The organism is Candidatus Desulfofervidus auxilii (genome assembly GCF_001577525.1).
Classification (GTDB): domain Bacteria; phylum Desulfobacterota; class Desulfofervidia; order Desulfofervidales; family Desulfofervidaceae; genus Desulfofervidus; species Desulfofervidus auxilii.
On the sequence record NZ_CP013015.1, the window covers coordinates 2,216,876 to 2,240,844 of the forward strand.

Below are 23,969 nucleotides of genomic sequence, written 5' to 3' on the forward strand. Positions count from 1 at the left end.
CTATCTTAGTTTTAAAGTGCTAAGGGCTGTTAAGGCTAAAATAATGCCAATAATCCAGAATCGCACGATGATTTTGGGTTCAGACCAACCTTTGAGCTCAAAGTGATGATGTAAAGGACTCATTTTAAAAACCCGCTTTCCTCCAGTAAATCTGAAGTAGGCTACCTGTATAATCACAGAAATGGCTTCTAGGACAAACAGACCTCCGATGAACATCAACAAGATCTCTTGCTTAACCATTATGGCTACCGTACCCAAGACTGCCCCTAAAGATAGAGAGCCTACATCACCCATAAACATCTCGGCGGGATAAGTATTGTACCAAAGAAATCCCAAGCAAGCTCCCATTAAAGCCCCACAAAAAACGGCCACTTCTCCTATTCCGGGAACATAAGCAACTTGAAGATAATTGGCAATTTTAATATGGCCAGCTAGATAACTTAAAAGAAGATAACTTCCAAAAGAGATGCTTAAAGGTCCTATAGCCAGTCCGTCTAGCCCGTCTGTGAGATTGACTGCGTTGGAACTTCCTACTATAACTAGAGTCAAAAAAAAGTAATAAGCATAGCCCAGATCAGGCGTAAATGCTTTGAAAAAAGGCACATAAAGCCGGGTGGAAAAGTGGAGATATTTAAATAGAATGATACCGATGATTAAGGCAGATAAAATTTGGAGGCCAAACTTGGTTTTGATAGAAAGTCCTTTGCCGCCTTTTATTTTTTGATAATCATCTATAAAACCAATGAGACCAAATAACACACAGACTAAGAATAACACCCAAATGAAGCTATTGGTTAGAACACTCCATAAAAATACGGTTATGAACACCGAGAGTAATATGGGGATTCCCCCCATGGTAGGTATGCCTATTTTAGAATTGTGAGTTTGAGGTTCATATGCCTTTTTTGTTTTGGACCAATGTTTTGTTTGAAATAATCTCATAAACCAAGGGACAAGATACAGTGAAAGAAGAAGAGCCGTTAAAATAGCATAAGCAGTCCGAAAGGTAATATAGCGAAAGACATTAAAACCAATCCAATATTCATGTAAGGGATAAAGAAAATGGTATATCATACCTTTACTCTTTTAACTAATCCTCCAAAATCTAAAATATGTGAGGCCTTAAATAAAATTACATCTGAGGGTGCACTTATTCTTTTTAATAAAGAAATAATTTCTTCTTTCTGTTTTGCCTTATAGATCTTATGTTCATCCATCCCTGTTTCTAAGGCCCCTTTTTTTATCAAATCTGCATATTGCCCATAAATAATTAATGCCTTTAAAGGTATCCTACCTGCCTGTCTTCCTACTTCTTGATGCCAGTAAATGGCAGTTTTGCCTAATTCTAACATATCTCCAAGGACGGCTATTTTGGTGCTTGAGAATTGTTTTAGGGTGTTTAAGGCTGCTTCCATAGAAGCAGGGTTGGCATTATAGCTATCATCAATGATGGAAATACCATCTATACCTTTACAAAGACATAACCTTCCAGGTAAAGGGGAAAAGGTTTCTAAGGCGTATTTAATATTTTCAGGAGGCAATTTGAAATATACACCTACAGCCGCAGCAGCAAGTAAGGCATAAATCTGGTGTTTACCTAAAAGCTGAGTTTGAATAGAAAGGGTGGTTTCTGGCAACACTAATGTAAAATGTATGGTGTTGTTTTTTAAAAATATATTTTTAGCCCTAACTTCTCCTTTTTTTATCCCAAAGCCCATTTTTTCTTTATTGAAATCTCTGGCCAATTCAGATACCAGAGGGTCGTCTTGATTGTAAATGAAGCAATCTTTGATGTAATTTAAAAGCGCTCCCTTTTCTTTTTGAATGCCTTCAAGGGAGTTTAAGCCTAATAGATGGACAGGTTGAATGTTAGTAATGATTCCTATATTAGGTTGAGCAATAGAGGAAAGTAATGCTATTTCCCCTTTGCTGTTGGTACCCATTTCTATACAAACGGCTTGGTAAGAGTTGTTCAAACCCAAAAGGGTAAATGGTAGGCCAATTTGATTGTTATAATTGGCTTGATTTTTAAGCACGGCAAAATGCTGTGTTAATAAATGAGCAATGGCTTCTTTGGTGGTGGTTTTTCCATTACTACCTGTCACTCCAATAAGGGGTAAGTAACTATATTTTTGCCGTTGAAAAGAAGCTAATTTACCCAAGGCCTCTAAAGTATTATCTACAGCAATGATGGCTGCATCTTGGTAAAGATTAAAGCTGTATTGTTTTTTATTTAGAATAACCCCCCTTGCCCCCTTTTTGATGGCTTCTGGAATAAAATTGTGTCCATCATATCTGCTTCCTTTCAAGGCAATAAATAAATCATTGGCTTGCACTGATCTAGAATCATCGGTTATTCCACTAAAGGAATGCACAGTAGTATTTTTTACTAAATTTCCTTTAATACTCTCTAATACCTCAGTCAACTTCCAATTCCCTGTTTGCCGCATTTTTTAATGCCTTTTTCACCTCTTCCCTATCACTTAAGGGATATTTTTTATTGCCTACTATTTGATAGTCTTCATGTCCTTTACCAGCAATGACTACTACATCGCCCTTCTGGGCACCCCTAATAGCCATGGCAATGGCCTGTGGTCTTTTAGGAATAATATAATAGAGTGCATTTTTTTTAATTCCCATTTCTATATCCTGAATAATCTGGCGCGATGGTTCATTTCTAGGATTGTCATCAGTGATAATAACCATATCACTTAGTTCACTGGCAATTTTTCCCATAAGAGGTCTTTTTCCTTTATCTCTATTGCCCCCACAGCCAAACACTGTAATGAGCCTTCCCTGACAAAGAGGACGTAATGTTTTTAATACCTGTTCTAATGCATCTGGTGTGTGGGCATAATCTACTAACACTTCAATACCGTTTTGAGAAAAACGTTCCAAACGGCCACAAATAGAGGAAACTTTTTCCACACCTGTTTTGATAATGTTTATAGGTAAATCCATGGCTATTCCAGCAGCAACGGCGGCCAAAATATTATATAAATTTGGTTTGCCTATTAAGGGTGAACAAATAGAAAATGATTCTATGGGAGTATGGATGTAAGCTGTGGTTTTATTTATAGAGATTTGGAAATTTTCGGTCCAGATATCAGCTTTAGATGAAAGTCCATAAGTAATACAAGGACATTTTATTTCTTCTAAAATCCTTTTTCCATAAGGGTCATCTAAGTTGATAATAGCCTTGCCTTTGCTTCCCAAATAATGAGTAAAAAGTTGCTTTTTACATGCAAAATATGCCTCCATGTCTTTATGAAAATCCAAGTGGTCTTGGGATAGATTGGTAAATATGGCTAGTTGAAATTGGCAGCCAGCCACTCTTTTATAAAATAAGGCATGAGAAGAGACTTCCATTACTACATGGCTAACTCCTTCTGTAACCATTTCTTTAAAGAGTCTTTGAATGTCTAAACTCTCAGGAGTAGTTAAAAAGGCAGAAATGGTTTTGTTTCCATATTGATAGTTAATAGTGCCAATGATGCCTGTTTTTCTTCCTGCTTCTTTCAAAATAGAAGCAATGAGATAGCTGGTGGTAGTTTTTCCATTGGTGCCAGTAATCCCCATGAGGTTGAGTTTTTTGGCTGGGTGTTGATAAAAAGCGGCCGCAAGCAAGGCCGCTGTTTTTCTGACATCAGAGGCTTGGATGTAAGTAATACCATTATGTCTTGGAACTGGGTATTCTTGAGCCAAAATGGCTACTGCTCCTTTTGAAATGGCTTCACTAACATAGCTAATTCCATCATGTTGTGTGCCTTTTAAGGCCACAAAAAGACTGTTTGGAGAGGCCAGTTTAGAATTAAAAACAATGTTATTTATTTCCTTTTCCACATCACCTGTAATATTTAAAGGCTGAATGTCTTTTAAGATTTCTCTTAGTTGCATCAATTAGCCTCTAACTGGAGCAGACATACATTGTTTTTTATTTTACTACCTGGAGGTGGGATTTGCTTAACCACCTTTCCAGTCCCCTTTATTTTAACTTTTATATTTGCATCTTGCAAAATCTTAAAGGCCAAGCGCAGGGGAAGGCCACGGAGGTCAGGCATGATTCCATCAATAACTACAGGAGGTGTAATATTTTGTGTGGTTTTCAAATTTGTTGAAGGTAAAGTAGTATTTTCTACCATTCTCATAGTAGGAGAGGATGGAGGTATTTGCCACTGCCAAATAAGATGTTCAGCGATTTCTTTAAATACAGGTGCAGCCACTATGCCTCCATAACCCATGCCCTTAGGCTCGTTGATTATAATGCTAATAACCGCCCGCGGATGGTCAACAGGGAAAAATCCTACAAATGAGGAGATATATTTATTTTTTTGATATTTACCTGTTCTGGGATCTATTTTTTGAGCGGTGCCTGTTTTGCCAGCAATTTTATATCCAGGGATAGCAGCCATTTGCCCTGTGCCTTTTTCTACTACTTTATGTAAGATATTTTTTATTAAAGAAGCCGTTTGGGGAGAGATAACACTACGTTTTACTCTTGGTTTAAATATCTTTATTTCCTTTCCTTTGGCATCTTTAATATTTTTTATCAACATAGGATACATCAATGTTCCTTTATTAGCTATGGCTGCATAAGCCAATGTTAATTGAAGGGCAGTAACGGCCAGACCCTGGCCAAAACAAGCACTATCTGTATCTACTTCTGTCCATTTTTTTAGGGGACGTATCAAGCCACTGGCTTCTCCTGGTAAGTGTATTCCTGTTTTTTCTCCAAATCCAAATTTTTTTATATATTGGTAAAAACATTCCTTTCCTACCTTTTCGCCAATTTTAACCATACCAATGTTAGAGGAGTAAATCACAGCATGTTCAACTGACATCCATCCAAAGGGTTTTACATCATGGAAGACAGCGCCTTTTATTTTATATCTACCTTTTTCGCCATAAATAATATCATGACGAGACCAAATTTTTTCATTAAGGGCTGCTGCTAATAATACGGGTTTAAAAGTAGAACCTGGCTCAAAGGCGTCAGTGATTGCCCGGTTACGCCAAATATTAGGATTGGCTTTCCAGAAATAATTTGGATCAAAGGGAGGATAGTTGGCTAAGGCTAGAATTTCTCCAGTTTGAGGAACAATTACTACAGCACACCCACTTTTAGCGTGCCATTTTCTAACTGCTTTTTTTAAGGCCTCTTCTGTTACATATTGGATTTGGTAGTCTAGGGTTAAATATAAATTATGTCCATCTTTGGGAGATTGAATAGGAAGACGAGGAGAGAGAGTAATATGCCCCCTTGCGTCTTTAATTCCAAAATAATAACCTGGCTTTCCTTTTAAAAGGTAGTCAAACTTACATTCTATACCTTCCAGACCTTTGCCATCCAGTCCTACAAAGCCCAACACTTGGCCTCCTAAAAAACTATGAGGATAACGTCTACAATTCTCTGGCTTAAAAGCAAGTCCCTTTATATTTAATTTTTCTATTTTTTCTGCCTCTTTTTGGGAAAGCCAACGTTTAATCCAGATAAATTCTCCTTTTCTTTTTAGTTTTTTTAGTAATTTTTGTGTCTTTATGTGTAAAATTTTGCTCAAGCGTTTAGCAGTAGTATAGGGATCAGTTATTTGATTAGGACAAGCATAAAGAGAGGGTTTTTGCACAGTAATGGCCAATTCTTCTCTATACCTATCATAAATAAAACCACGTTTGCACGGGATAGTGATTTTAGTTAAGTTTTTTTTTAAGGGTAGTATGTCTACTACTTGTAACCTAAAGGCCTGGATTAAGATACAAAAAGCAAAGAAAGAAAAACCCCCCACTAAAATTGCAATTCTTAATTTAATTTCCTTCATTTAATTTAATAATATTTTCTGGGACTTGAAGTCCTAATTTCTCTGCTTCCCCTTTTAGATAACTAGGAGAGGTAAGATGAGCCCATTGTGAACGCAAGGCATAATTATGTTCTTTAAGCCGTTTTTGGACCTGCATGGCTTCAGTAATTTGAAAACCTATCTGAATACTGTGCATACTTAACCAAACATAGATTAAACAAGTAACAAGGATTATAAGGATGTTAATACCCACCCATTTTATTTGCCATGAATAGGTGCGAAGTTTTCTATTTGCTCGTGCCCATACAGCGATAGTCACTTTTCCCTCCTGGATTTCCTTTAAAATACTCTTCAATTGCTATTTGCAATCTTTTAAGGTCTACTGGTTTTTCCAAATATACGTTGGCTCCTGCTGCATTAAATTCTTTTCTTAAATTCGAACCCGTTAAGGCAATCACATAGGTTTCTGGATACTTCTTTTTTATGATTTTTGTAAATTTTGGTCCGCTCACTTGAGGCATTAGGCCATCAGTAATGACTACATCATGACGGTCGTCTTTTAAGATTCCTAATGCTTCAAAGGCATTTCCAGCACTATTTGCTTCCCATCCACAGAGTTTAAAAAAACTCACTAAAAGTTCTCTTATTGCTGGTTCATCTTCTACTACCAGTATTTTTGTCATAAGTGTTTTCATATCATCCTCCTTTTTCTAAAGTTTTATGGCCTAAATTCTATAGCCCTCAATTTGGCACTCCTTGCCCTTGGGTTCATAGCCAATTCTTCTCTGCTGGGCTGCACAGGCTTTTTGGTCAACAACTGCACTTTTCCTTCCTTTGCCCAATTTCTAAAGGCATTTTTTACCAATCTGTCTTCTAAAGAGTGAAAAGAGATAATGACTACCCTGCCTTTGGGGGCAAGTAGCGACAAGACTTGATTAAGAAATTGTTTCAAGTTTTCTAATTCTTGATTGACCACTATGCGTAAGGCTTGAAAGGTCCTGGTGGCAGGATGAATATGTCTTGGCCAGTTTCTTCTAGGAATAGCATTAGCAACTATTTCTGCCAACTGAGTGGTGGTTTTAATAGGCATTTTCACACGTGTTTCTGTAATTTTGCGAGCAATACGATTTGCCCATCTTTCTTCTCCATACTGTTTAATTATCTCTGCAATCCGTTTCTGTGACCACCGATTTATAATTTGAGAAGCAGTGACACTAGCGGTGTTATCCATACGCATATCAAGAGGACCTGGATGAAGAAAACTAAAACCTCTTTCTGGGGCAGCCAGTTGAAGAGAGGATATGCCTAAGTCAAGTAAAAATCCATCTACTTTTTCTATATGCAAGCCACTCAAGATTTCTCTCCCCCTGGCATAATTTCCTTTTTTTAAAATATAACGTCCTACATAAGGGGCGAGTTTCTTTTCTGCTTGTATTAAAGCCTCTCCATCTACATCAAGACCAATAACAAAACCATTGGGAGCAGATGCCTCTAGAATGGCTTGGGTATGACCACCACCTCCTACCGTTCCATCTACAAATATTTTTCCTGGACCACAATTGAGATAGAATAAAACTTCTTTTTTCAGAACAGGAATATGTTTTTGATTTTCCATGCATCATAGACCCAAATCAGCTATCACATTGCTAATTTCTTCAAAATTTTCAGTGAGGAGCTTCATTTCTTTTTCCCATCGCCCCTTATCCCAAATTTCAAATTTATTTAACATTCCAGCAATAATTACATCTTTTTTTAACCCTGCATGTTCTCGTAAAGCAGGTGGCACTAAAATACGCCCTTGTTTGTCAAAAGTGCATTCTACGGCACCAGAGATAAATAATAATTGAAATTTTCTCACTTCTGGTTTAATTTGAGGTAACTTGCTCACTTTCTCCTCAATGACAGACCACTCTGCTAAAGGGTAAGCCACTAAAGAAACACCCAGGCTGGTAAGCATTATTCCCTCTTCTTTATATTTCCTTTTCAATACTTCTCTAAAATGGTTGGGAATACTGAGCCTTCCTTTTCCATCGATAGAGTGAATATATCTTCCTCTAAATACATTATTGTGCTTTTGTGGGAATTTTTGGTTCATTTCACCACCTTTTGACACTCTTACAGCAAAAAAAAATTTTTGTCAAGTAGAAATTTTACAGTTTTATTGACAAGGGTTTTTAGGTTGTTTAAAGTTAGGCAGAAAATGAAAGATTTCAAAGGTATTTATAAACAGTTAGTTGGTGATTGTTTTCCTTCTACAATAAAGATTTCCATTGGTGGACAAACATTTATTTACCAAAAAAGGAGTTGGGAGGTAGATGGAGAAAAAAAAGGGCTACGTTATGGTGAAAATCCTCATCAAATGTCGGCCTTGTATGAGTTAATCAATGGGAATATTATATTAGGTGATTGCCACTTTATTAGTCCTGGTCAAGGTTTGGTGAGTGCCTTAACTGAAAAAGACTTTCACCAATTTGGAAAACATCCCAGTCAGATTAATCTAACTGATTTAGACCGTGGTCTTCAAATTTTACGTTATCTTATGGACAAACCGGCGGTGGTAATTATAAAGCATAATAATCCCTGTGGAGTGGCTTATGGTAACAGTTTAACTGAGGCTTTTCACCGTGCTTATTTTGCAGATAGGATTGCTGCCTTTGGTGGTTGTGTAGTGGTAAATCGGAGTTTGGATAGAGAAACAGCAGAGGAAATAAGTCAATATTATGTAGAATTGATAGCGGCACCAGACTATGCTTCTGGGGTAGTAGATATATTAAAACAGAGAAAGAATTTACGTATTGTGGAGATTAAGCGTATAGAACGTTTGGCGGATTATGTAAACAAAACCTGGTTAGACTTTAAAAGCTTAATGGATGGAGGTCTTATTTTACAACAATCGCCATATACTAGGATTAAATCTAAAAAAGACTTTTATCCTGCAGAAACGGAATATAAAGGAAAGACATACCGTATTAAACGAGTTCCTACAGAGAAGGAATTTAAGGATTTATTATTTGGTTGGTATATAGAGCAAGGGGTTACTTCTAATTCTGTAATTTTTGTGAAAGATGAAGCTACAGTGGCCATAGGTACTGGTGAACAAGATAGGGTAGGGGTAGTAGAGATTGCTATTTTTAAGGCATATACCAAATATGCAGATAGCCTTTGTTTTAAAAAGCATAATATTCCTTATAAACAGTTGGAAAAAGAAATAGCAGAGGGAAAGCGTCCTTTAAGTCAAAAAGAAGAGATTGATTTTTTGACTAAAGATGCATATGGAGGAATTAAAGGAGCTGTGATGGTCTCAGATGGTTTTTTCCCTTTTAGAGACGGAGTGGATGTAGCCATTAAAGAAGGTATTACAGCTATTGCTCAACCAGGTGGTTCTATTAGGGATTTTGAATCCATAGTTGCCTGTAATGAGGCTAAACCACCAGTAGCTATGGTCTATACTGGAGAACGTGCATTTAGACATTAAGGAGAAAAAAATTATGTCTATTCGACAAACAGCCCAAGAATTATATCAAATAAGCAAAAAAATAGATTTGTTAAAAAAACAAATGGAAAAGGCTAATGAGGAAGAGAAAAATAAGTTAAGGATGGAATTATCTCAACTTGAAAAGGAAAAGCTTCACTTGAGGCGGAAATTAAATAATTTAAAAGGAAAGCCGCTTCCTATTTAGGAAATAACGAATTTAGGGAATAACTCCAATATATGTTTTAGGCAAGGGGTTATCCAAATAATCCTTCAATTTAACATTTTTCTGTAAACGCATTATGTCAAATGCAAAGACATGCTCCCTATTCCTCTAGGAAATATCCTCTTCGTGTAGGTTCAAGTAACCCAGCTTGTTTCAAATAGGTTCAAGCCCAAGCAACACAATTATCAAAAATGACCTGTTGACCACTTGGAAGTAATTGCTTCAACTCATCTTCTGTCAATTTGAAATGAGCGGCAAGATGATCAATAGTTTCTCGAAGGGAGTATTCGTGTTGATCGCCAAGAAATTTCAATAGAGGAAGCATGCAGGTTTGATAATCAGGAATTGCCATCGACTATATCCTTTGGGGGGATAACGACTGAAATCAACAGCGGCAATAGCCGTCTGCTGTATTGAATTGTTAGGCTTATAAAACTACATATTTCGCAATTATAATTAGTATTATTATACCTCCATAAAATCCCCAAACAGAGAAAAATTTTATTACATTCCACTCATTCGCCAGTCCGTTTGAGATTCCAGATGTAAGTGGTGGTGCAGTTTTCAAGTGTTTCCGTTTCGATTTTTGTGCTGCCAGAAATAGTATTAATATCTGTGGTCTGACCTTCATAATGCAGAGGTTCAAGATCATATTTTTGTCTTTCCCTTGTAAAAGGACCCATTGATTTTTTCTTTGAATTTCCATTGCAAACATCAGTATAAATGTCAGTTCGGGTCACTTTACCTTTCCACCATAATCCCGAAACGCCGAAATCAAATGTATATCGGTTTGACAATCGATCAACGTGTATGGAAGGAGAAATATCAAGGTATTCCTCTACGAGTGTACCAATCATTTTGAGTGTGGACTGTTGTGTGTCCCCGGGTTTTTTTCTGAATGTTTTACCGGTTTGTTTATCTTTGCAATCCGCCCAGCCTTTTTGTTCAAAGGTCTTTAGCAGATACCGGCTGGTTCCGGATACGTCTTTACCCAAAATCACGGCTGGTTTCCCCGGCGTTGTGAGAAATCTTATGGTCAAATGGACGGTCCTGTCAGTGGATAAAATCGATTCCTCCCTGACCCAAAAACCTCTCTTATTGTTTTTTATTTCATTCTTTTTGTACGAACATGTTTGATTCACGATCACAGTCCCCGTCCAGTCATACCCTTTCTCAACGATTGTCACACCGGCTGAAGCACGCGCTTTGTCAGGATATTTTTTCGGCTGAAAGGTGGCATGGACGGTCATGGTACTTTCTTTTAAACCGTTTTTATATCTTACGGCAATATTCCCATCCGTTTGAGTGAAGGTTTTCCCCGAAGGAGAGACGGTTCCGTCTATCAGTCCTTCCGGCGACAGCAGTACGGGCTTGCCGCTTAGCGGCTGTTCGCCTCCCTGAGGCAGAAGTTTCTTGAGCTTAAATTTGATCTCGGTTGTCTTTTCAGGGAAAACATAGCCCTCTGATTCTCCGCGCAGGCATATACCGGCAATAGGAATGAATACCTCTTTGGTCACCTCTTTGCGTACTCCACAAACTTTTATTTTAAATGTATCAATGGAGCGTTCCATGCCTTTCTTCAAAGTGTATGTGACGGACGCACCTTCCGGTCTTTGAATAGATATTTTTATAAAATTAAACCTCGTATTGGGACCCCCTCCTTGCAAGAATCCGCGGGTTGGGCGAATTTCTCCCCTTGCGGTTTTTATCGGCAGCAATACAGCCAGCCCATGGGATCTTTCCCAGACGTACTGGCCTTTGCAGTTTTTGACTTTAATTCCAATCTCCATTTCCCGCTCTGCCTCAAGCGGTGAAACATACTCCTTTTTCAAGGTCACCAGGATTTCAGGTCCGCGTGGCGGCACGGGATGCGAGGCTTCATACTCTTCGATCCTGCCACGGATGCTTCCATAGCCGTCGTCAATATTGTGCTCGATTGCAATAAAAATATCATTTTCATAATTTCCATACTTGGAAACAGTATCTTTTGCACCAAGGACACCGGCCTGCTCATAAATACAGTGCCCTGTTTGTTTTAATACCGAAACAACATTAAAGGCGTTGTATTCACTGATAAGCACTCCACCCGCTTCGATATCCTCGCCGGCACCGATCGTTGTAATATCGAAGATCATAATATAATCACTTTCTGCATTATTGCGGCTGACGGCGGGAATAAAAACAATATCCGGGGAGTTCATCTTTAGTTCAGCAAATATTTTTTCTTTTATTTGAAACAGCCATGACGGAGCAGGCTGATCAGGATGAATTTCATTCAGAAGCTTCACGAGTCTTTCCTGATCAACATAATTTATGTAAACACCAACTGTTATCCGGGGGCATTTGCCGCTACTGGCATTCAGTATTGTGCCGGTCAATAACAAGATTAAAGTGATAAATAAAAATTTATAATTTGCCATGCCGGGAATTATCGCTCTTATCTCTTCTTTCTAATATCATTTTATCTCCCATCTGTTTGCTATGCATGTAGATTCCTATTTGCACTCTCCGATCCATTTTCCTTTCAGGTTCTGAGTCATTTCCATGCCCGACTGTTTCATCTTTATGATCCCTTCAAAAGAGTTCCCCTTATAGGTGACTTTGCCGTTGAACACCGCGGTGCCTTCACTCGTCTTACACTCCATTACCCAGGTTACGGTATCACCTTCAATATCACGCTTTACCATCCTGCATTCCTGATTAGGTTCTTCTTTCTGCGGAACCATGTCCTTTTTTGTCAGACAATGAGTATAGGTCTGTGGAGGCATCTGCATGGGCATACCTGGCATCTCTATGGTCATGGTTATCTGCCAGAGCCCTTCTTTCATGTTTTGAGCCTGGGCAATATTACTCAAAAAGAGAACCAAAAAAGCGAACATTGATACAAAACAGACCTTCTTAACCATATTTCTCCCTCCTTATCAGTTTTTCATCATTACCTTTCCACAAGCTCTACACGCCTATTTTTAGCACGCCCCTCATCGGACTTGTTCGATGCAACGGGGGCAAGAGAACCCACTCCATAAGCCTTTAGCCTTTGAGCTGAGACCTTGTATTTCATCACAAGCTCTTTCAGCACGGCATCTGCTCTTGCTTTTGAAAGTTTCATGTTGTAGTCAAGCTTTCCGACATTATCTGTATGTCCTACCACATAAAGTTTAAGTCCTTTATTCTGATGAAGGAGTTTTGCTATCTCTTTAATTGCCGCCTCAGACTCTGGCTTTACATCTGCCTTATTAAAATCGAAATAGATCCCATAGACCGAGGCATGCCCAGTTGATTGAATATCACTCATCAGGCTCTTTGCATCTGCTACAACCTCCTGCGCCATCTCAGCCTTTTCAACAACAGTAAGCTCGTAATAAGTCCCGCTTCCTCTTGGAAAAACAATTGCCCAAAATGTTTTTCCTTCCTTGTTCAGTTTCAGATATGCTATGCCACCAGATTCTTTGACAACCACACCGCCAATCTTTTTGATTGCGTTTTCATAGTTTCTCATAATTGCTAACTCACTTGGTGACTTATGGCCTTCCTTAATATAGTATTCCAGCCAGTGATATTTCCCCTCCACCTTAATTTCATTGCCCTTTTCATCCACAAATTCAGCCTGGTCGAAATCATACTCCTTGCAATTTTCGATATAGAAATTTGGCATCCTTGTAAACATCGGGTGGTCTTTGCACCCTTTCGCATCTTCCTGGGCAAAGACGATGCCACTGAATACAAACAGTAAAACGCCAATAAGGGATACTATCCTTTTGAAACTATTCATATCCTATACCTCCTGATTTGTTTAATCACCCCAACGTCCAAATTCAGCGGCCTGCCATAAGGCGGGTCCGCTGGAATAATTTGTTATGCTGTTTCTTTTTCTTGTCTTATCTTCTCAGAAATCCATAAGTTTATCAATGTCTCAGGGGATATACCCCGTTTTCTGGCAAGTTCTAAAATATAATCTGATAACTCGCTATCAATAGGATAATATATCCGCTGTGTCTGTATATCTACTTCAAACTTTGCTGGTTTTGTCTGATCCCAAAACTCAGATAAATCATGAGTATTCCAAAATTCTCCAATCTCTTGATATGAAGATTTCTTTGAAATTGATGTCTTATTTTGGCTCATAAAATTTCCTCCTTATCCGCTGGATTAGGTTGTTAGGCAACTTACCATCCTGCTGAACCTTCATCTACTTCACACTCAACAGACATTTTTTGGATAAATGTGTTATTTTGCATTCGAATATTAGCTCCACCTTGAATATTAATTCCTCTGGCTTCAGAACCAACTAAACTTCGATAATATTTTTCCGCAGCATCTCGAAAACACTCATAATTAAAAGGCCCGCTATATCCTTCAGGGCGTCCAACTTCTATAGGACCCGTTTCGTAACTGCTTCCAACTGCCTGCTTTATGTCAGCATGCAAATCAAATTTCCTATCGCCAATCTGCAAGGTAAAGAATATTCTTGAAACCATGTGTTCATCATCACTACCATAATCCTGAGAATTTTGAATGCACTTATAAAATGTTATTTTTGCTGTTCCCATTTAAGCCCCCTTTGATGTGAAAAATTGAGTTATATATTTTTTTCATTTCTAACGGCCAAGCTCAGCGTCGAGCTGTATAGCCCGTCCGCTGGAGTGGTTTGTTAGCTGAAGATTCTTTTTCCATTCGAGCAATTAGTCTCACCAACATGCTCTACCTTTTAATACAGGTCTTATACTTTCTATCACAGTAAAATCCTATGGGACAATCGGTGTCGAAATCGCAGTCGCCTTCATATTTAGGATAAACACTGTCAAGGCGCGGCAAATCATATTGTTGAACTCCAAACTCATCGACTGATTTCATGCACACGCCAGTCGTTTCGTACGGAGCCTTGACGCACCTATACCCAATGCCGCAATCAAAATCAGAAAAACAATCACTCCAAGCGTATACTGGTGCCCCCAAGAAAATGATAAGCAGAACAATCCCAAATAGCTTCTTTTCCATGGTGCCCTCCTTTTCTCGCTGTAACTTGCACAGCTAACAGCCAAGCTCACCTGCCGCTGTGGAGCGATTTGTTAGCTGCTTGCCTAAATTTAACACAATATTCCATATTTAGAACTTGCGTCCAATGCTTTTAGCTTTGTCAAATAACTTTTGAGCAATTTTTGGGTTTTTCTTAGTACCAGGTTTGACCACCTTACCAATAATTTTGTAGCCCCCATAATGTAATACCTTGCGGACAGCTCTAATGGCCCCACGACTCTCGGCAGCAATAAAATTGAATGGCCAGGGAGTAGTACAGGCAGTGATAATAGCCGCTGGCTTTCCTTTGTGTCGAGGAATTGGGAAACCATTGGCTTTTTCACCCATAAATACAGGCACATTTCTGTCGAATAAAAGCTTGAGTTGTGAACTCATGTTTCCCCAATGGGTCGGCGTGCCTACTATCAGACCGCCAGCATCCTTAATCTTCCGTCCAATGATATGGGCATCGTCCTCCGTCTGGACACATTCACCATCTGGCCTGCACTTCATACACGCTATGCAAGGTTTCATTTTGAGATCATATACATCGATCCATTCTACTTCATGGTTTTTGTTGATACCTTCGACAACTGCTTTTAAAAGTGTAGCCACGGTGCCTTTCTTCCGAGGACTACCATTAAGAATCAGTATCTTCATTTTTGAACGCTCCTTTTTCTAAATTCTTACAGCTAACGACCAAGCTCACCTGACACTATGAAGCACAGCGGAATACTTGTCTGCCACCGGGCAGAGCGGTCAGATGCAGCGCCTTGTTATGCTATTTCTGATTTTTCTTTTAATATCTTTTTTCGTTGTTCTTTTAAGTAATTAGTAAATATTTCTATTGCTGGAAATGCTTTTTCTCCTCCTGCAGCAATTCTAAATTTTTTCAATGCTTCATGCCCTTGCTCTGGTGAAAAAAGATACGAGAACTGATGTTCAATTATCTCTCTATCTACGATACTGTATTGCCAAGCAACTAATATAGACTCAAGCATGTTTAAATAAGATATTACATACCAACGTAATTTTGATACACTGTCTCCTGATAGTATTATGAAATCGTTTTCTTCATTTAAGTCATCATCATTTAAAGATAATATTTTCTTTAATGATTTGAGATGTTTTTTTGATATTCTTACATCTTCTTGATTAAATAAATTTCTACTTTGTTCATCATCCAAGCTTTCTACAATTTTTCTTGCTAATGATGTATTTTCTTTTAAATTCTTGGTCCAATCCAATAACAGCTCAACAGATTTTTCTCTTCTAGACCTCTCATGGTCTGTCTTAAGTTGTTTGCGTGCCAACCAGATCTGAATAAAAACTCCAATTACTGCTAGACTCCCAAATATAGTGGCTAACTGAGATATTTCTTGCAATGTTATAGGCATTCTACCCCTCTATTGCATAACGACTAAGCTCACTGGCCGCTATGGAGCGCCAGCGGAATAGCGGTCCAGTGCAGCGCTTTGTTCGCTTCTTATTGTTTATTTGTGATAAGTTCAGCAAGTTGATATAACTTAATCTCAACAGGTATCGGAAAATCACTTAACATTTCTTTCATTTTACTTTCCATTAACTTGGCCTCATCTGGGTGCAGCTCATGGGCAATTGCAAGTATTAACTTAGCATTCTGACGCATGCTATCTGGCATATTGACGATAGCATCTTTTAATCTCATAAGCGTTTGTTTTATAACATGATGATAAGCACGCTTGTTACTAATATATTTTACTTCCACAAGTACAGGACCTCGCTTGTCTTCAAAAACAGCATCAAAGATAAATCTGCTATTTTTTAGTGCCACCTCACGACGTGCAGGTAGCTGTAACTCTTGCGATAATCTTTCAATGACCAAGCTTTCTGCCAAAATATACCTACTACGTGGATTCTCAGTTAAAACTTTGAAAATATAGTTTTGATCATAATAATTGGATAGTCCTTTTTCGCGTGACAATGACAATTCTCTAATATCTTTAGGTACTTTTTTACTCTCTTCTTCAATTGTTGTTTCCTTAATCTCTTCATCTAATTTTTCTTTACGCTCTACAGTTGATGAAGGTCTAAATAGGTCCATATAATTATTCTCGTCTCGAAAATCTGAAGGAGCATAAAGAACTTTAGGATTAAAGTTTAATGTTATGAAAAATAGTACAACTAAAAGAATTGGGAAAATAATTAAAAACCAAATATAAGTATTTTGATTAGCTTCAGAAACAAAAGGGAGAACAGCAGTCCCTGCAACCTCTGCTAAACCTGCAAAGATTGAAATTACGGTTAGAGGATTTTTTATTATTGTATTTTCTTTCATGTTATTTAAAAAGCTAACCATATATTCTACTCCTTAAAAGCCACATTACTATCCCTCATAATTTCTGTCAACAAAAACTTTTAATTAATCTATCTTTTTCTCTCTTAGGCAGTATAATATTTCATATATTTAAAATAAATGTGCGTTAGAAAGAATTTAATGATTTTTAGATAGCCTAACACCCGAAATCAGTTGCCTAACGGAGCGCCGAAGGCGCGGAGTTAGGTCACTTGGCTTGTTATAAGTTTTATGATTTTATTATAGTCCATATACCTATAATAATAAATCCTATTCCTGCTATCCATGAAAGAATTTTTGGGTTAATTATATTTTGCAACGGCATTCCCTATCAAGACAGCGATTCCTGTGGCGACAATTAGCGCCAGCGCTGCCGCGCAGAATATAATTATTTTTGAATTTTCTTTATTTGTCGTGAATAGGAGCGTGGCTAATTGTGTTTTATCTCCAAGCTCTGCAAACAAGACAGTGGTAAATATTGTTAGGAATATTTTAAAAGTCATTTTATCAATTTTTTCTTCTCATAACGCCAAGGCTCAGCCGATGCTGAAAGCGGTCGGCTGCAGCGACTTGTTAGACCCTTTATGCACTCTTTCCCCCTGAGTGCTCATAGAGATTATTCCATTATAATATTTGCAGCTTGCCATATAACTGACCCGTCACTTATAATGGCATCCCCACCGTTTCCTCTAAAGACGCATCCTACAACGCTTGTATATGCAGATTTATCTTCTGTAGATGCAACATAAATACCACCATTCTGATTGTTCAAGATTTGGCAACCGGAAAACATAATATCATGGACTCCATTACCTGATTCATCATGCGACAAGAATGCGGCATAGCTACCAGAATTCTTGATAACACAATTATTGAATCGGACTTGTTTTGAATATCGGATAAATATACCCACATCGCCATTTGAATCTGCGATACAGTCTGAGAAAATGCTATCCCGCAAATTATTGTCAAGGCTTATCGCAGCATTGTTATTTGAGATCATAGAACAGCTATTCGTGTATATTCTCTCGCTGTCATAATAAGCTACACCGTCAAAAAAGTTATTGTTAAATGATGAATTGATGATGTGGATGTCCGATGAACCCCAGCTAACAACCAAACCGCCAGACCTGGCATCATGGACTACCACATTTTCTATGGTCAAACGTCGAACACTCCTTACGTCAATACAATTGTTCCTAATCCATGGACGGTCCTGTTCAACCTCCCGATCTTGATTGGCTTTGTTGCCATCAATCTCAACACCATTACCGGAGATGTAAATGTTCTCAATTGTGGTAGTCGGTGTTTGTTCCTGGCTTCCAATCGCTATTACTGGTTTATTTATATGATCTGCAAGAACAACTTTGGTTCCAGGCTCGACGATGATAGATACATTAGATTGGTTAATGCGAAAGGTATCATAAAGTATGTACGTATTGGCTTTTACGTTTATGGTAAGCTTTGTAAACTTTCCAGAATTGATTATCTTCTCAACTTTTATTAGATCGCTGGTGTTTCTAACGGTTTGCTGGATGTTTATTGCAGAAGTTGCCAGCGCATTTGTCTTTTGTAACATCCAAAATAATAGTATGGGAAAAATTAAAGCAAATAACTTTTTCATAGCTTGACCTCCTTCTATCTTTTACGGCAATGGAGCCTAACGACCAAGCTCACCTGCCGCTATAAAGCGTCAGCGGAATAGCGGTCAGGTGGAGCGCCTTGTTAGGCAGATATTTGATGGATACTAATAGTCATAAATGTTGTATCCCCCGAGGCCATCAGGGCGTATAGTTGTTGACTCTCCAGTCCCATAATCGTATGTACGGTAACCACCAAGACCATCGGGACGAGTTGTCCACGAATCCCCACTACCATAATCGTAACCTCGATAGCCACCTAAACCATCTGGTCGTATCGTCCAAGAAGAGCCTGTGCCATAATCATAACCCCTATAACCTCCAAGACCATCTGGACGAATAGTCATTGAGTTTCCAGTTCCATAATCATATACACGGTATCCACCAAGACCATCAGGGCGTACGGTCATCGTATTCCCTGTATTGTAATCATAAATACGGTACCCTCCGAGCCCATCTGGACGGATTGATGCGTCACCAGCGTGAGTAGTAACTATTCCTACAAACAAGATTATCGCTATAGCATTAAGAGTTACGAACATTTGTCTCATGGCGCCCTCCTTTCATTTGCCTAACGCCTTGCCGATCAGCGGCGGCCGAAGGCCATCCGCTGCATCGGCTTGTTATCAGCCCTCACTTGGTTCGTCCGTCCATGGCGTCTCTGCCTGTAGCTTCTGCCACTCCTGTGACGACGTGCCCACCATCCGAATGGCCTTGCGTGTCAAGCCGTACTCCGCGAGGAGGTTGGCAAGATGGAAGGGGTCACATCCTGAACAGTTGACGGGCCTCACGTAGACATCATAGTTTAGGAGGATCTGCTGCCTGAGTTTCTGCTCCCGCACCTCGATCCCTCCAATAATCGATCTGCGAGCGCCGACGTAGCCGGGTCGGTCTTTGAGCGGGTGAAACTGCTCGCCAAACGAAACTGGAAGACCGTTCTGCATTTCTCGAATTCGACACCGAATCGGATTCTCCTGTTCTGCGATGACCTCGATCTCCAGTAGAAGTGAATCTGTGGTCTCGCCTGATGGGTCATCCTCCAACGCTGCGCCCAAATGGTCGGAACGTGAGGCTACCAGTTGTTGTCGTTTTCGCTCCGTGATGACTTCGCCGATAACTGCATCAAGCACTGTCACGGGGCAGTCGGGATCAGCAAACGGTTCAGTTTCGGGGTACGAAACGACTACGATGGGAAGGTCAGAAGACTCGCACGCACCTATCTTCGCATCAAGTTTGAGCTTTCGGTGCTGGTCTCCCGTTTGCAGGACCTGACAGTACTCGCCGTCCCGTGAGAACCCGTGACTAAGGCCATCGAACTCGACTACCAAGATGGGAGATCCACTGCGATCACAGACAACGAAGTCGAACTCGGTCTTGAGCAGGTACTCCTTGGCTCTGTCGCTAATGGACAGGGTCCGAAGTCTATCGTACCCAAGAGCTTTCCGAACAGGGATGTGCGGATACACGTCGAGGAATCTCGACCAGCGTGTTCGTATGGTCGAGTACGCTCGTCTTTCACTTTCGCTGTCGAATATCGTGGACATCGACAGGCTCACCTCCACGCGATAACGACTTGGGTCACTTGCCGCTGTGAAGCGCCAGCGGAACAGCGGTCAGGTGGAGCGAATTGTTATATGTTCGATTTTATCCTTTTCCATACTTACTCTTAAGTTATCTTCTTTGTAGTTGCTGTCAAAAGAATATTCTTCTTTTCGAGTATAATTTATCTTTATATCTTTGTAAATGCTATCAAGTGCAAAGCTCCACTTGCTTTCGTCAAAATTAATAGAATATGATTCTATTTTCATCAGATATCTCCTTTCGGGTTTAATTTTACATCAAAATAATGCTTTCTTTTGATCCATTTGAAGCCTTCATGTTTTGTTATAGCTGCTATTTCTATAGGACCTCCAACAGTGGGGGCTCCCGGTGCAAATTTAGAAAACTTTACAGTTGTTTCAACCAAAAATTCTGCAAGGTCAATAGCATCCTGAATTGGCATTGGAGGAGTAACCATAGGAACCGTCAATTTTGTTCGGCATAATTGCATAATTTCATCTATTTTATTATCTTCAAGACCAGATTCTTTAAGAATTCGAGGCATTGCAGTGCCAAAGCCAAGGTATAGTCTAGTTATGGCCTCAGGTTCTCCATTCCATGTAATTCCAACTTTTTCTCTCTTCCTTAATAAATAAGGACCTTTACATTGTCCATTCAAAATGTCAATCTTCCATTCTTCAGCTAATGTTTCACCAGAGGAATAACCAACTATCATAAAGCCTAGATTGGGTTTGTCTTTCCACGATTGAAATTCGTTTACATAATTAATATCGAAAATAAATTTCTTAAATTTGTTAGCTACATCTTCTATCGTGTAATTGTTTATTTCTATTTTCCATTCTTCATCTAAAGTAATGAGCTTTCTAAAATCTTTTACAAGGGTAGAGATGGAAGCATGCCCAATACTACCAGACCCCCAAGTAATTGCACCTATTGGTAATCCTTTTCTTAAATTAAAGATCTTATTAGCCTTATCATATATATTAATCACTCCTACACCATGTGGGGTTTGGGCCATTATAGTAGAAGCACTATCAGCCGCTAGAACAATACCATCATTTACTTTCATTGATATAGCAATTGTCATTCTTTACTCCTTTTTGTTTTTACATATAACCATATATTCTACTCCCTAAAAGCCATATTACTATCCCTCATAATTTCTGTCAACAAAAACTCTTAATTAATCTATCTTTTTCTCTCTTAGGCAGTATAATATTTCATATATTTAAAATAAATGTGCGTTAGAAAGAATTTAATGATTTTTAGATAGCCTAAAAATAAAAAGTTTAAGTCTCCTAAAATGCAAAATCTCTTGCCAAATTAATCAGATTAGACTACTATGTATTTGCCATGGCAAAACATCATTCACATCAGCAAACCAAATCCAGACTTCTGGATCAAGTCCATAATGTCCTGAGGCTAAAGCATTACAGCTACCGCACAGAAGAGGCTTATGTGCAGTGGATTAAAAGGTTTATTGTTTTTAACGGTAAACGCCATCCCGAGGAAATGGGAGAAAAGGAGGTAAGTCAATTTCTCACCTGGCTAGCAACAAAAAAGAAGGTAGCTGCCTCTACTCAAAATCAGGCCCTTTGCGCCTTGCTTTTTCTTTATAAAAAAGTGCTGAAAAAAGATTTTGGTTGGCTGGATGATGTTGAAAGGGCCAAAAAACCCTCCAGATTGCCGGTTGTGTTTACCCGTGAGGAGATCAGAGCCATTTTAGCCCGTCTGGATGGTTCTAAATGGATTATGGCCAATTTACTTTATGGCTCAGGGCTCAGATTAATGGAGTGTCTCAGGCTGCGGGTAAAGGACATAGAGTTTGATTATAGCCAAATAATTGTAAGAGATGCTAAGGGAAGTAAGGATAGAGTGACTATTTTACCAGAGAAACTTAAAGAACCTCTTAAAAGACATCTTGAGAAGGTAAAAGTGCTTCATGAACAGGATTTAAAAGAAGGTTTTGGCCGGGTATATCTTCCCTTTGCTTTGGCCAGAAAGTATCCCAATGCTGAAAAGGAATGGGGCTGGCAATATGTTTTCCCTTCTAAGAAGCGGTCTATAGACCCACGTTCGGGTATAGAACGAAGACATCATGTGGATGCCAGTGTTTTACAAAGGGCCATAAAGTATGCCATCCGTGAGGCAAAAATTGCCAAACCAGGTAACTGCCACACTTTCCGTCATAGTTTTGCTGCCCATCTTCTGGAAAATGGCTATGATATCAGAACTGTTCAGGAACTTCTGGGTCACAAGGATGTGAAAACTACCATGATTTATACTCATGTTATCAAAAAAGGGGGGCGAGGAGTCCAAAGCCCCCTGGATGTACTTTTGTAAAAACCACCTCTGATAAGCTTCTCATCTATTTCTATCATTCTTGCCCCATTAGATAGTAAAGATGGTAAAAATTATGACTTTCTTGGAGTAGAAAGGTGTTGGGGTCTAAATTAAAATTTGTCAAAGCCTTTATCTTCGGCTCTTTAAACATCAAAAGAAGCTCCTGCAAAAGTCCTAAAACCTGTCTGCGAGCGGAGAGGTTAGAATAAAAAATCAATGGCGGATTTTTGTGTTTTTTAGTGTATTGACATTTTTTTCTAAAATTCGCATAATATTATAACTGTTTATTAGGAAGTAGGTGAAGATGAAAAACTATTTAGAACAATTGGTAAAAATAGCTCAAAAGAATGGATATATAACCTATGATGCTATTAATGATATTTTACCTGCAGAGGCTATTGACCCTGAAGAAGTAGAGAAGATTATAGAGTTTTTGGAAGAAAATAATATTTCTCTTGTTGAGGAAGAGGAATTAAAGAAAGAGAAGGAGTTAGGTAAAGAAGAAGAATTAGTCAAAAAAGAAGAAGGTATAAGTAGAGAACCAGTTACGGCTTATTTGCAGGAAATAGGGGCATATAGTCTTCTTACTCAAGAACGAGAGCAGGAGTTAACTAAGCGTATTCGCAAAGGATACAATACAATTATGTCTCTTATTTTACATAGTAAATTGAATTATCCTGAAATTCAAAAACTCAAACTCCAAGTTCAGGAGTGGAGACGGAAAGATATAGCTCCTAAACGGAAACATTTGGATACAGTGGTAAAAATTATCACGGATTTGAGTAAAAAGTATCAAGACCCTGATTTAAAAAAACTAGCACAAAGAATTAAAAGACTTGAACACAAGGTGAGGATTGCTCGTGATGAGATGATTGGTGCCAACTTACGTTTGGTAGTGAGTATTGCTAAGAGGTATGTAGGTCAAGGACTGAATCTTTCTGATTTAATCCAAGAAGGAAATCTGGGTTTAATGAAGGCCATTTTTCGCTTTGATTATAAAAAAGGTCATCGGTTTAGTACTTATGCTACCTGGTGGATTAGACAATCTATTACGCGTGCCATATTGGATAAGGCCAAGACAATACGGTTACCTGTCCATTTTGTAGAGTTGAAAAATCAAGTATTAAAGGCATTTTACGAGTTGCTTAAAGAAGAAGGGAGGGAGCCTACTCCCATAGACCTGGCTAAAAAGACAGGTTTAAGTTTAGAAAAGGTCACCTCCATTTTATCTTCAGTCAAAGAGCCTGCATCCTTAGAATCTCCTATTGGAGACGAAGATAGTACCCTAAAGGATTTTATTGAGGATTTAAGGGTGATTTCTCCTTTTGATGCTGTGACTCATGCTGAACTTTCCACTAAACTTCAAATAATTTTGGCCACTCTTACTCCTAGAGAGCAAGAAATCCTAAGATTGCGTTTTGGATTAGGTGGCGGAAGTGAGTATACTTTAGAAGAAATTGGAAGAAGGTTTAAGGTCTCACGGGAAAGGATTAGGCAAATTGAAAAAAGGGCCTTACAAAAATTGAGGATGGCTTCTGAAAATTTTAATTTAGACTTGGAAAACTTTCTCTAAGTCTCTCTC

General features: G+C 38.8%; 28 protein-coding genes. 4 read left to right on the forward strand and 24 right to left on the reverse strand.

The features are described 5' to 3' along the window. Genes mraY through mraZ form a run of 8 tightly spaced genes read right to left on the reverse strand, consistent with a single transcriptional unit; the run spans position 1 to position 7,890 of the window. Positions 1-1,074 (reverse strand): phospho-N-acetylmuramoyl-pentapeptide-transferase, encoded by a 1,074-nt coding sequence (mraY, locus tag HS1_RS11030; protein WP_066065366.1) that lies wholly within the window; start codon positions 1,072-1,074, stop codon positions 1-3. Next, positions 1,071-2,450 carry a UDP-N-acetylmuramoyl-tripeptide--D-alanyl-D-alanine ligase gene (locus HS1_RS11035; RefSeq protein ID WP_066065369.1) on the reverse strand — a complete coding sequence of 460 codons (1,380 nt, stop codon included), beginning with the start codon at positions 2,448-2,450 and terminating at the stop codon, positions 1,071-1,073. Before HS1_RS11035 ends, mraY begins: the two co-directional genes overlap by 4 nt. Beyond that, on the reverse strand, positions 2,419-3,897 hold the full coding sequence (locus HS1_RS11040) for a UDP-N-acetylmuramoyl-L-alanyl-D-glutamate--2,6-diaminopimelate ligase (protein WP_066065372.1): 1,479 nt from the start codon (positions 3,895-3,897) through the stop codon (positions 2,419-2,421). Before HS1_RS11040 ends, HS1_RS11035 begins: the two co-directional genes overlap by 32 nt. Next, positions 3,897-5,816 carry a penicillin-binding protein gene (locus HS1_RS11045; protein WP_066065375.1) on the reverse strand — a complete coding sequence of 640 codons (1,920 nt, stop codon included), beginning with the start codon at positions 5,814-5,816 and terminating at the stop codon, positions 3,897-3,899. Before HS1_RS11045 ends, HS1_RS11040 begins: the two co-directional genes overlap by 1 nt. Next, positions 5,803-6,114: a hypothetical protein gene (locus HS1_RS11050; protein ID WP_066065377.1), complete on the reverse strand. Its 312-nt coding sequence runs from the start codon at positions 6,112-6,114 to the stop codon at positions 5,803-5,805. Before HS1_RS11050 ends, HS1_RS11045 begins: the two co-directional genes overlap by 14 nt. Beyond that, positions 6,083-6,490: a response regulator gene (locus HS1_RS11055; protein ID WP_066065380.1), complete on the reverse strand. Its 408-nt coding sequence runs from the start codon at positions 6,488-6,490 to the stop codon at positions 6,083-6,085. Before HS1_RS11055 ends, HS1_RS11050 begins: the two co-directional genes overlap by 32 nt. Before the next feature lie 23 nt (positions 6,491-6,513). Next, the gene (rsmH, locus tag HS1_RS11060; RefSeq protein ID WP_066065383.1) at positions 6,514-7,410 is read right to left on the reverse strand and encodes a 16S rRNA (cytosine(1402)-N(4))-methyltransferase RsmH; all 897 of its coding nucleotides are present in this window, start codon (positions 7,408-7,410) and stop codon (positions 6,514-6,516) included. A 3-nt stretch (positions 7,411-7,413) separates the two neighbouring features. Continuing rightward, positions 7,414-7,890, reverse strand: a complete 477-nt coding sequence (mraZ, locus tag HS1_RS11065; RefSeq protein ID WP_066065386.1) for a division/cell wall cluster transcriptional repressor MraZ — start codon at positions 7,888-7,890, stop codon at positions 7,414-7,416. A 105-nt stretch (positions 7,891-7,995) separates the two neighbouring features. On the opposite strand from mraZ, the gene HS1_RS11070 reads away from it, so the two are divergent. Together HS1_RS11070 and HS1_RS11075 are read left to right on the forward strand one after the other, a co-directional pair. Continuing rightward, entirely contained in the window at positions 7,996-9,270 is a 1,275-nt protein-coding gene (locus tag HS1_RS11070) for an IMP cyclohydrolase (RefSeq protein ID WP_066065388.1), read from the forward strand. A 13-nt stretch (positions 9,271-9,283) separates the two neighbouring features. Next, positions 9,284-9,475 (forward strand): hypothetical protein, encoded by a 192-nt coding sequence (locus HS1_RS11075; protein ID WP_156469463.1) that lies wholly within the window; start codon positions 9,284-9,286, stop codon positions 9,473-9,475. Between the two features lie 181 nt (positions 9,476-9,656). Here HS1_RS11075 and HS1_RS11080 read toward each other — a convergent pair whose 3' ends face one another. The 16 genes from HS1_RS11080 to HS1_RS11155 all read right to left on the reverse strand — a co-directional run bounded on the left by HS1_RS11080 (position 9,657) and on the right by HS1_RS11155 (position 21,131). Beyond that, positions 9,657-9,845, reverse strand: a complete 189-nt coding sequence (locus HS1_RS11080; protein ID WP_066065394.1) for a winged helix-turn-helix domain-containing protein — start codon at positions 9,843-9,845, stop codon at positions 9,657-9,659. 163 nt (positions 9,846-10,008) lie between these two features. Further along, the gene (locus HS1_RS11085) at positions 10,009-11,913 is read right to left on the reverse strand and encodes a hypothetical protein (protein WP_066065397.1); all 1,905 of its coding nucleotides are present in this window, start codon (positions 11,911-11,913) and stop codon (positions 10,009-10,011) included. A 75-nt stretch (positions 11,914-11,988) separates the two neighbouring features. Then, a complete protein-coding gene (locus tag HS1_RS11090) occupies positions 11,989-12,399 on the reverse strand; it encodes a DUF3617 domain-containing protein (RefSeq protein WP_066065401.1) in 411 nt (136 codons plus the stop codon). A gap of 29 nt (positions 12,400-12,428) precedes the next feature. Then, positions 12,429-13,265, reverse strand: a complete 837-nt coding sequence (locus HS1_RS11095; RefSeq protein ID WP_066065404.1) for an OmpA family protein — start codon at positions 13,263-13,265, stop codon at positions 12,429-12,431. Positions 13,266-13,348: 83 nt separating this feature from the next. After that, positions 13,349-13,618, reverse strand: a complete 270-nt coding sequence (locus tag HS1_RS11100; RefSeq protein ID WP_066065407.1) for a CopG family antitoxin — start codon at positions 13,616-13,618, stop codon at positions 13,349-13,351. A gap of 41 nt (positions 13,619-13,659) precedes the next feature. Then, positions 13,660-14,043, reverse strand: coding sequence for a hypothetical protein (locus HS1_RS11105; protein WP_066065411.1), 384 nt, complete (start codon positions 14,041-14,043; stop codon positions 13,660-13,662). A gap of 151 nt (positions 14,044-14,194) precedes the next feature. Beyond that, the gene (locus tag HS1_RS11110) at positions 14,195-14,491 is read right to left on the reverse strand and encodes a hypothetical protein (protein WP_066065414.1); all 297 of its coding nucleotides are present in this window, start codon (positions 14,489-14,491) and stop codon (positions 14,195-14,197) included. 108 nt (positions 14,492-14,599) lie between these two features. Next, a complete protein-coding gene (locus HS1_RS11115) occupies positions 14,600-15,169 on the reverse strand; it encodes a flavodoxin family protein (protein ID WP_066065417.1) in 570 nt (189 codons plus the stop codon). A gap of 116 nt (positions 15,170-15,285) precedes the next feature. Continuing rightward, a complete protein-coding gene (locus HS1_RS11120) occupies positions 15,286-15,906 on the reverse strand; it encodes a hypothetical protein (RefSeq protein WP_066065419.1) in 621 nt (206 codons plus the stop codon). Positions 15,907-15,995: 89 nt separating this feature from the next. Beyond that, a complete protein-coding gene (locus HS1_RS11125) occupies positions 15,996-16,847 on the reverse strand; it encodes a PDDEXK family nuclease (protein WP_066065422.1) in 852 nt (283 codons plus the stop codon). Positions 16,848-17,146: 299 nt separating this feature from the next. Next, positions 17,147-17,347 carry a TMEM165/GDT1 family protein gene (locus HS1_RS11130; protein WP_281178306.1) on the reverse strand — a complete coding sequence of 67 codons (201 nt, stop codon included), beginning with the start codon at positions 17,345-17,347 and terminating at the stop codon, positions 17,147-17,149. Between the two features lie 113 nt (positions 17,348-17,460). Next, entirely contained in the window at positions 17,461-18,468 is a 1,008-nt protein-coding gene (locus tag HS1_RS11135) for a right-handed parallel beta-helix repeat-containing protein (protein ID WP_066065426.1), read from the reverse strand. A gap of 123 nt (positions 18,469-18,591) precedes the next feature. Next, on the reverse strand, positions 18,592-18,894 hold the full coding sequence (locus HS1_RS11140) for a hypothetical protein (RefSeq protein WP_156469464.1): 303 nt from the start codon (positions 18,892-18,894) through the stop codon (positions 18,592-18,594). Positions 18,895-19,110: 216 nt separating this feature from the next. Next, the gene (locus HS1_RS11145) at positions 19,111-20,028 is read right to left on the reverse strand and encodes a DUF2726 domain-containing protein (RefSeq protein ID WP_066065431.1); all 918 of its coding nucleotides are present in this window, start codon (positions 20,026-20,028) and stop codon (positions 19,111-19,113) included. Between the two features lie 69 nt (positions 20,029-20,097). Next, a complete protein-coding gene (locus HS1_RS11150; RefSeq protein ID WP_066065433.1) occupies positions 20,098-20,292 on the reverse strand; it encodes a hypothetical protein in 195 nt (64 codons plus the stop codon). Beyond that, on the reverse strand, positions 20,292-21,131 hold the full coding sequence (locus HS1_RS11155; RefSeq protein WP_066065436.1) for a hypothetical protein: 840 nt from the start codon (positions 21,129-21,131) through the stop codon (positions 20,292-20,294). Before HS1_RS11155 ends, HS1_RS11150 begins: the two co-directional genes overlap by 1 nt. 266 nt (positions 21,132-21,397) lie before the next feature. Here HS1_RS11155 and HS1_RS11160 point away from each other — a divergent pair, with 266 nt between their 5' ends. After that, complete coding sequence (locus tag HS1_RS11160) at positions 21,398-22,387, forward strand: integron integrase (protein ID WP_066065439.1); 990 nt, start codon at positions 21,398-21,400, stop codon at positions 22,385-22,387. 304 nt (positions 22,388-22,691) lie between these two features. Continuing rightward, positions 22,692-23,960 (forward strand): sigma-70 family RNA polymerase sigma factor, encoded by a 1,269-nt coding sequence (locus tag HS1_RS11165; RefSeq protein ID WP_066065442.1) that lies wholly within the window; start codon positions 22,692-22,694, stop codon positions 23,958-23,960. Positions 23,961-23,969: the final 9 nt, after the last annotated feature.